At 64.8% G+C, this 7563-nt stretch carries 8 protein-coding genes; 4 read left to right on the forward strand and 4 right to left on the reverse strand.

Annotated elements, in window-relative coordinates; translation table 11 throughout:
* Positions 1 to 145: 145 nt before the first annotated feature.
* Positions 146 to 1459, forward strand: a complete 1314-nt coding sequence (locus QN357_RS06750) for a UDP-glucose/GDP-mannose dehydrogenase family protein (RefSeq protein WP_322189289.1) — start codon at positions 146 to 148, stop codon at positions 1457 to 1459.
* A gap of 51 nt (positions 1460 to 1510) precedes the next feature.
* Positions 1511 to 2284: an HAD-IIB family hydrolase gene (locus QN357_RS06755; RefSeq protein ID WP_322189290.1), complete on the forward strand. Its 774-nt coding sequence runs from the start codon at positions 1511 to 1513 to the stop codon at positions 2282 to 2284.
* 7 nt (positions 2285 to 2291) lie between these two features.
* Here the strand turns inward: QN357_RS06755 and QN357_RS06760 are convergent, their stop codons facing one another.
* The gene (locus QN357_RS06760; RefSeq protein ID WP_322136530.1) at positions 2292 to 2600 is read right to left on the reverse strand and encodes a hypothetical protein; all 309 of its coding nucleotides are present in this window, start codon (positions 2598 to 2600) and stop codon (positions 2292 to 2294) included.
* 207 nt (positions 2601 to 2807) lie between these two features.
* Positions 2808 to 3701, reverse strand: a complete 894-nt coding sequence (gene galU / locus QN357_RS06765) for a UTP--glucose-1-phosphate uridylyltransferase GalU (RefSeq protein ID WP_322189292.1) — start codon at positions 3699 to 3701, stop codon at positions 2808 to 2810.
* A 200-nt stretch (positions 3702 to 3901) separates the two neighbouring features.
* Between galU and QN357_RS06770 the strand changes: the two genes are divergently transcribed.
* Both QN357_RS06770 and QN357_RS06775 read left to right on the forward strand, forming a co-directional pair.
* Positions 3902 to 4930, forward strand: coding sequence for an LCP family protein (locus tag QN357_RS06770; RefSeq protein WP_322136528.1), 1029 nt, complete (start codon positions 3902 to 3904; stop codon positions 4928 to 4930).
* 426 nt (positions 4931 to 5356) lie between these two features.
* Complete coding sequence (locus QN357_RS06775; protein WP_322189294.1) at positions 5357 to 6115, forward strand: GntR family transcriptional regulator; 759 nt, start codon at positions 5357 to 5359, stop codon at positions 6113 to 6115.
* A 36-nt stretch (positions 6116 to 6151) separates the two neighbouring features.
* Here the strand turns inward: QN357_RS06775 and QN357_RS06780 are convergent, their stop codons facing one another.
* Positions 6152 to 6514 carry a hypothetical protein gene (locus QN357_RS06780; RefSeq protein ID WP_322189296.1) on the reverse strand — a complete coding sequence of 121 codons (363 nt, stop codon included), beginning with the start codon at positions 6512 to 6514 and terminating at the stop codon, positions 6152 to 6154.
* 158 nt (positions 6515 to 6672) lie between these two features.
* Complete coding sequence (locus QN357_RS06785; RefSeq protein ID WP_322189298.1) at positions 6673 to 7179, reverse strand: VanZ family protein; 507 nt, start codon at positions 7177 to 7179, stop codon at positions 6673 to 6675.
* Positions 7180 to 7563 lie beyond the last annotated feature (384 nt).

A 7563-nucleotide genomic window follows, 5' to 3' on the forward strand; every position in this document is an offset into this window, starting at 1 on the left:
CACGAAGTGAAACCCCCAGGAAGGCCCCGGACATCGTCCGGGGCCTTTCTTGACGCAGGAGGCAGGTGCGCTGCCGTCCGTTACACCGAGGTGAGTTCGATTCTCGGTTCCGCCGCCGTTAGGCTTTTTGTATGGAGTTAGACGTATGAAGATTTCTGTCATTGGTTGTGGGTATCTCGGGGCCGTGCACGCGGCCGCGATGGTCGAACTCGGGCACGAGGTCGTCGGTATCGACGTCGACGCGAAGAAGATCGCGCAGCTTGCCGTCGGACTTCCGCCGTTCTTCGAACCCGGCCTTCCCGAGATCCTGACCTCGGCCATGGCCACGGGTCGGCTCCGCTTCAGCACGGACATTGCCGAAGTTGCTGGCTCCCGCGTGCACTTCGTCGCGGTTGGCACCCCTCAGAGGCCCGGCAGCTACGCCGCGGACCTCACCTACGTGGACGCCGCAGTACAGGCGCTCCTGCCGCACCTCAGCGCGGGGGACCTGGTTGTGGGCAAGAGCACTGTCCCCGTCGGGACCGCCACTCGTCTCGCGGGCATCGTGGAAGCATCGGGAACCGGTGCGACACTCGCCTGGAACCCCGAGTTCCTGCGTGAGGGCTTCGCCGTGAAAGACACCATCAGTCCGGACCGCCTCGTTTACGGTGTTGCCGCCGGTGAGCCCGGCGAGCACGCTACCGCGCTGCTCAACGAGATCTACGCCGCCGCACTTGCCGCCGAGACGCCGCTCGTGGTCACCGACTTCGCCACTGCAGAACTCGTCAAGGTCGCTGCCAACGCGTTTCTCGCGACGAAGATCAGCTTCATCAACGCCATGGCCGAAATCGCCGAGGTCACCGGTGCTGACGTGACCCAGCTTGCCGACGCGATCGGCTACGACAACCGCATCGGGCGTCGCTTCTTAGGCGCTGGAGTCGGTTTCGGCGGCGGCTGCCTCCCAAAGGATATCCGTGCCTTCACTGCCCGAGCCGAAGAGCTCGGGCGTGGCGAGTCTGTCGGGTTCCTCAAAGAGGTCGATGCGATCAACCTGCGTCGACGCCAGCGTGCGATCGACCTCACCGTCTCGGCACTCGGCGGTAGCGCCTACAACGCCAAGGTGGCCGTGCTCGGCCTCAGCTTCAAGCCGCACTCCGACGATGTGCGTGACTCGCCAGCACTCGACGTTGCTGTGCAACTGCACGGTCTTGGCGCCAACGTCGTTGCGACTGACCCTCAGGGGATCGAGAACTCGCGGGCCCGGCACCCGCAGCTCACCTATTCGACCGACCTCGAGGAGACCTTGCGCGGCGCCGACGCTGTCGTGCTCGTGACCGAGTGGCCTGAATTCCGGCACCTCGACCCGGCGTGGGTCGGTGCCCTGGTCAAGAACAAGATCGTCATCGATGGACGTAACTCCTTCGACGCCGCCGCATGGCGTGCTGCCGGCTGGACGTACCATGGTCTGGGCCGTCCATAACCACACCGACATCGGGCATTCTCAGTATTCAGATAGGAACACAGCACGCTCATGACGACTCTTCCCCGCTTGGTGGCCTTTGACCTGGACGACACTCTTGCCGCCTCCAAGTCTCCGATCGATCCTCGGATGGCAGACCTGATGGTGCGCCTGCTCGGTGTTGTGGAGGTCTGCGTGATTTCCGGTGGCCAGATCGGCCAGTTCCACATGCAACTCATCGACAACCTCATCGACGTCGACGACGCCGCGCTGGCCCGCCTGCACCTGATGCCCACCTGCGGTACGCAGTACTTCCTGCATAAGCAGGGTGGCTGGACACAGATTTACGCGGAGTACCTCTCGGATGATCAGAAGTCGCGCGCGCTCGTGGCCGTAGAGACCACGGCCCGGCAGCTCGGCTACTGGGAGAGCGACACCTGGGGCCCGATCCTCGAAGACCGCGGTTCACAGATCACGTTCTCGGCACTCGGCCAGGCCGCTCCCGTGGCATCCAAGGTCGCCTGGGACCCGACCGGAAGCAAGAAGAACACCCTGCGTGAAGCGGTGCAGCTACTGCTGCCCGACCTCGAGGTGCGCTCCGGAGGGTCAACCTCTGTCGATATCACCCGACAGGGCATCGACAAGGCCTACGGCATGAAGAAGCTCGCCCAGCTGACCGGTGTGCCCCTCGACGACATGCTCTTCGTGGGCGACCGCCTCGACGAGAACGGCAACGATTACCCGGTGCTCGCGCTCGGGGTCGAGTGCTTCGCTGTCGAGGGCTGGGAAGACACTGCCGCGTTCCTGGAGACGTTGATTCCCAAGCTCGCCGCCGCATCCGTCTGACGAGTCGTCAGCCTCCGTCGACTGGGACGTCCAGGGTGCTCAGCGTTAACTTGCGCTCGAGCTTCCGCCATTTCGCGAGCACGAGGGTGGCCCCGTCGGCGCGGAGGTCTTGGACGAGCCCGATCGTGAGTACAGCGCGCTTCATCGAATTGTTCCAACCCTGCAGGGGGTAGTAGACCGAGACGATCTTCGGCACGGCCTTCGGGTTGTCGAACTTGTCGAGAACGAGCGGGTGGATCGATTTTAGGTCGACCTGCCAGGCGGCAGGAAAGGAGTCGGGCGAGGGTGGCGGCGTTTCGGGGCGCGGTGACGACATTGTGAATCCTCTGGTGACGATTGGCGGGGTCGGGGCGGAATCGTTAGTGCACTCTGGCCAGAATACGGCCGAAGAAGTACGAACGTGCTGAACTTTTACAAAGCGCAATGTCCGGGAAATGAACTCGTCACGCACTGCCGGTGTACCCACAAGAAGGGGCACGGAACCAGACGGTTCCGTGCCCCTTCGGGGTGCTGCGTGCTCCCGCTATTCGAGGGTCGCGGCGAACTCCTGCAGCCAGACGCGCAGGTCCGGGCCGAGGTCGGGGCGGTCGACAGCGAGCTGCACGATGGCCTTGATGTAGTCGAGCCGGTCGCCGGTGTCGTAGCGGCGACCGCGGAAGATGACGCCATAGACGCCGCCCGTGAACTGCGGGTTGACCGCCATCACCTGCAGGGCATCGGTGAGCTGGATCTCGTTGCCCTTGCCGGGCTTGGTGTTCTGCAATACCTCGAAGATCTCGGGGCGGAGCACGTAGCGACCGATGATGGCCAGGTTCGACGGGGCATCCGCTGCGGAAGGCTTCTCGACCAGGCCGGTCACCTTCACCACGTCGGGGTCGTCCGTGGTCGCGACGGCGGCGCAGCCATAGAGGTGGATGGCCTCCGGCTCGACCTCCATCAGGGCGATGATCGTGGCGTTGCGTTTGGTCTGCTCGGTGAGCATCTTGGACAGCAGCACATCGCGGTCGTCGATGATGTCGTCGCCCAGGAGAACGGCGAAGGGCTCGAACCCGATGTGCATCCTTGCACGCAATACGGCGTGGCCGAGACCGAGCGGGTCGCCCTGGCGCACGTAGTGCACGTCGGCGAGTCCGGTGGCGAAACGCACCTTGGCGAGGCGGTCCTGGTCGCCCTTCTTTTCGAGGAGGTCCTCGAGCTCGGTCATCCGGTCGAAGTGGTTCTCGAGCGCGTTCTTGTTGCGGCCCGTGATCATGAGCACGTCGGTGAGGCCGGCGGCGACGGCTTCCTCCACGACGTACTGGATTGCCGGCTTGTCCACGACCGGGAGCATCTCCTTGGGCATGGCCTTCGTGGCGGGCAGGAAGCGCGTACCCAACCCGGCGGCGGGGATGACGGCTTTGGTTATCTTCGTGGTCATGCCACTCAGGTTATTGAAGAAAGGTTACGGCGTCATTACGCGGTGATAGACGGCGTGTCGCCCCCCGTTTGCGGGTGTATTTGGGCTTTCGTCCCCCGGGACAGGGCTTGCGGCCCGAGCTATATTGTTTGCACCTGAAACGCACCGTTCTTACACCGCGACTGCTGGAGGCCCACCGTGTCGAATCCGAATCGAGAATCGTGACGGAGGCGGCCGCTGTACGCCAGCCGTCGGGGGTCTGGCGAATCACCTCCATCGTGCTCGTGCTCGTTCTGGCGGCGGCGGCCGGTGTCGCGAGCATCGGGTCCATCGTGGGGCGACTCTTCGACCTTAAGCTCCCCACCCTGTCTCACCCGTTTCCGGCGGATGCCGCCCGGCCGCCAGCATCGACCGGGCTCGCCGCAGGGGCGCAGAACATCCTGCTGCTGGGCTCGGACACGTGGGATCAAGTCAACGGTTCGCTCGTGAACATCAGTAAACAGCGCTCCGACACCATCATGGTTGTACACATTCCGGCAGACAGGCACCACGTCTACGTGATGTCGATCCTGCGGGACAGTTGGCTCGACCTGCCCGGCCATGGCTCGGACAAGATCAACGCGGCGCTCTCCTATGGCGGCGTTCCGCTCGCCGTGCAGACGATCGAGGGACTCATCGGCACGCGCATCGACCACGTCGCACTCGTGGACTACGCCGGGTACAAGGGGCTCACCGATGCGCTCGGCGGGGTGGACATCCTGAACCCGGTCGGTTTCCAGTCCTCCGCGAGCGATCACTACTACCCGTCGGGGATGCAGCACCTCACCGGCGACGAGACCCTCGCCTTCGCGCGCGAGTGGCGGGCGTTCCCCGACGGGGACTTCCAACGGGTGCGCAACCAGCAGCTGGTGATGCGGGCCACGCTCACCAAGGCGATGCAGCCGGAGACGCTGACCGATCCCGGCAAGGTCTCCGCCCTCTTGTCTGCGGTGCGTCCGTACATTGCCGTGGACGAAGGCCTCAACGTGGACTACCTGACGGCGCTTGCGGGGTCGCTGGCCAGCATCGGCTCGACGGATTTCACGTTCTTCACGGCGCCGACCAAGGGGATCGCAGTGTCGAGCGACGGGCAGTCGATCGTGAACCTCGACCTGGCGAAGCTCGCGACAGTGCAGCACGCGTTCCAGACGGATACCCTCGACACGTTCGAGCCAGAGTACCAGACCATGCAGATAGTCCCGGCGCCGTAGGTCCTGGGGCGGCAGTCGTACAGCGTGGCGTGGTCGTCGGGCCGGTTGCAAGGAAGTGACCTCTACCGCGGGGATGTGACACTGCGTGGCTGGCTCCTCAAGCCAGATTGTGCCTACGATGATCGCATGTTCATTCTCTTGTGCCCGAACTGCGACAGCCCTGTCGTGCGCGGGCCTTATGCCATGCTGGCGGAGCTTGACGTGCGGTCCTGGGTGGATCGGTGCCCGCGAGAGGGCTGCGGGTGGGAAAACTCGGGGATGGACCTGATCTGAGGCGAGGTCGACACCACAGCGGCGGGGGGAGCGCTAACACCGAGCGTTAAAGTCGTTGCCCAGATGGCGCTTCTGGACGATAATCGTGTTCACCCGAAAGTGTTCTGCGCGTTCAGAGGTTTTGCGCGCATGCTCGTAAGAAATGGATAGGCCATGACGTCAGTGCAGACAACCCAAGCCACACGTGCTCCGGAGGGAGTGACGGGCGGGGAGGCCGCGTTCGAGTACCTCCGTCGTCGCATCCTTTCGGGCGAGATCCCCGCACGAGCGGTGATCAGGGAGCAGTCCCTTGCGGAAGAGCTGGGTCTCAGCCGCACCCCGGTTCGTGAGGCTCTCCGCCGCCTGCACGAGTCCGGGTTGGTGGAATTCACGCCCCATCGCGGTGCGACGGTCGTCTCCTGGACGAAGGAACAGGTGCGGGACACGTACGTGCTGCGCGGCGATCTGGAGAGTCGCGCCGCCGGCCTGGCTGCGGCCCGCATCGACGACGTCACTCTCGCTCGACTCGCTGAACTCATCGTCGCGATGGACGATTTTGTGCTGTCCACTGACGACGAGGGTGTCGCCCGCCTGGGCGAGCTCAACGCCGAATTCCACCACGTTGTCATAGCGGCATCGGGGCATCAGAAGCTGGTCCGGCTGATCAACTCCGTCGGCCGTGTGCCGATGATGGCGGAGGTCTTCCGCCGTGAGGGCGGACATTTTCGGGCTATCAGCAACCACCACCATAGAGACCTCCTCGCCGCGCTCCGAACGCACGATGCGCTGTGGGCCGAAGCGACGATGCGCGCTCATGTACTCGGCGCGCGAAACGCGATTCTAGGCTGGGACGGTGCTGAGCCCGGACCTGGTGATGGTGCGGGGTTCGAGAATGCGGATGCGGGTCGTGGTGCGCGTTTTGATACTGACTAGGGGTCGGGGAACGGTGCACGCCGGGCTCGGACGGAGCTAGTAGACGTCGTCCCAGTGGTCTTCGGACGCCCAGTCGGCACTCGACGATGCGACCGCCCGTGTGGTGGTGATTCCGGTGTCGCGCTCGGAAGTGAGGACGTCGATTTGATCGCGCAGGACCGCCACTGCGCGGGACGTGTCACGTTCGGCCCCGAAGTCGTCCTCTGGAATGCTGATGAGTTCGCTGCCGGGGGCGACAAGAAGGTTGACGAGTTTTTCGCTGCCGTCCAGGGTGAAGGAGGGAACCACGAGCAGTTCCGAATTGTGGCCGTACGTGAGCAGCGCTGTCAGCTCCAGCACCGCGTCGGCAACGGCATCCGTGGTGAGGAACGTCATGCCGCAGAACGACATTCTCTTCATGATTCCCCCGACCTTCGCAGCGCCGAGGCTGCCCGGCTGATAAGCAAAATGCTAGGCCATTCCCCGGCCGACGGCCAGTAAGAAAAACCGGCTCCCGTCATCACGGCCGGTGCTGAACTTGCCCGGCGTCCCCGGCCGAGGTTCCTCGGGACGGTGAGTTAGACATCCGCAGCGTGGGTGCGCGGGCGGGCGATCTCGGCGAGGATCAGCAGCACGAGGCCGAGGAGGGCGCCGACGACGGCCCCGCTCGTGTTGGCGATGACGTCGTTGAGGGTCGCGAAGCGGTTCGAGAGGAAGAACAGCTGGCAGAGCTCGATTGTGCAGCTCGCGGCGAACCCGACGAGAATCGCCAACCACCAGCGCCGGGCGCCGGCGAGCACCACGATGAACACCCCGACCGGGATGAACAGCACGATGTTCGCGCCGAACTCGACCGTGCTGTAGCGGAACCAGCCCGGGGCGCCGTGCTGGTGCAGCCAGTTGATCAGGTGCAGCAGCGGGCCGTCGATGTTACGGTCGACCGGAACCGGCCAGAACGCGATCAGGGCGAGGGCGACCACGTAGACGACGGCGAGGGCGATCACCCAGCGGCGCAGAAGCGGATGCCGGTGCCCGGTCCCCGCGGGGACGGGTCGTCCCTGCCGTCCAGCGATCGTGTCGAACACCACAGCACCTCCCCGGAACAGAGCGGGTGAGCGACCGGTCCGACGGCGTCGGGTTGTGGACCACGTCACCAGCGATCCGTCCACTGTATGCCTTCCGGCTGGTCGCCCGCTGGAGTCCGCGCGAACCAATTCGACGGAGTTCTCGGGTTTTTGGCACGCGGGACGGAGGTTGAACCGGTTCCGAACGGAAAAAGTCCGTCGAATCGGTCAGGGGCGGATGTGGGGCGGCGCGCGGTGTTGGGGGAGGGGGGTAGCCGGTGCCGGCGCCGTGGTAGAACGCGGAGGCGCTCACGGAGTGCAGCGCGACGACCTCCGGTACGCCGGACCTGGCCCCGGGTGCGAGGTCTGCGGGACTGAGGGTATACGGCTGGCGGGCGTCGAGCA

This window comes from Cryobacterium sp. RTC2.1 (assembly GCF_035018685.1).
In the GTDB taxonomy this organism is placed as follows: Bacteria; Actinomycetota; Actinomycetes; order Actinomycetales; family Microbacteriaceae; genus Cryobacterium; species Cryobacterium glucosi.

Coding starts and splice junctions, on each gene's coding strand:
- QN357_RS06750 (WP_322189289.1), top strand. CDS start 146: ATGAAGATTTCTGTCATTGGTTGTGGGTATCTCGGGGCCGTGCACGCG.
- QN357_RS06755 (WP_322189290.1), top strand. CDS start 1,511: ATGACGACTCTTCCCCGCTTGGTGGCCTTTGACCTGGACGACACTCTT.
- QN357_RS06760 (WP_322136530.1), bottom strand. CDS start 2,600: ATGTCGTCACCGCGCCCCGAAACGCCGCCACCCTCGCCCGACTCCTTT.
- galU (WP_322189292.1), bottom strand. CDS start 3,701: ATGACCACGAAGATAACCAAAGCCGTCATCCCCGCCGCCGGGTTGGGT.
- QN357_RS06775 (WP_322189294.1), top strand. CDS start 5,357: ATGACGTCAGTGCAGACAACCCAAGCCACACGTGCTCCGGAGGGAGTG.
- QN357_RS06780 (WP_322189296.1), bottom strand. CDS start 6,514: ATGAAGAGAATGTCGTTCTGCGGCATGACGTTCCTCACCACGGATGCC.